Annotated in this window: 1 protein-coding gene; it reads right to left on the minus strand. The window is 67.0% G+C overall.

Annotated elements, in window-relative coordinates; all coding sequences use genetic code 11:
• A partial coding sequence (locus AB4Z32_RS27865) for an IS1595 family transposase (RefSeq protein WP_442125035.1) occupies nt 1-370 on the minus strand: 370 nt, incomplete at both ends.

A 370-nucleotide genomic window follows, 5' to 3' on the forward strand; every position in this document is an offset into this window, starting at 1 on the left:
CGCTGGCCATCCAGCGGGCCATCCAGCGCCCAGCGCCAGCCGAAGTAGTGGTCCAGGTAACGGCTGGCGATGCCGCGGAACGGCAGCAGCCAGGTTCGCATCCGGCTGTGATAGGCGTTCACGTTCTGGATGTGCAGCGCACCGCGCTTTCTTTCGCCGGCGCTCGCGTTGATGGCTTCATGCGAAATCCCGACCTCCCGCGCGAATGCCGGGTAGGCCGCATGGCTATCGGTCACCAGCAGCACGTCGGGTGCCGGGCGCGGCCCCAGGTGTTGCACCAGCTGCCGCTTGCTCACGCTGCCCTTGCCGGTCACGGCGTCGATGGTCTGGCCGCTGCGATCGCGTGCCACCAGGATGCACACTTGTTCAT

Origin of the sequence: Massilia sp. 2TAF26 (assembly GCF_052115005.1) — a bacterium.
Lineage (GTDB): Bacteria > Pseudomonadota > Gammaproteobacteria > Burkholderiales > Burkholderiaceae_D > Telluria.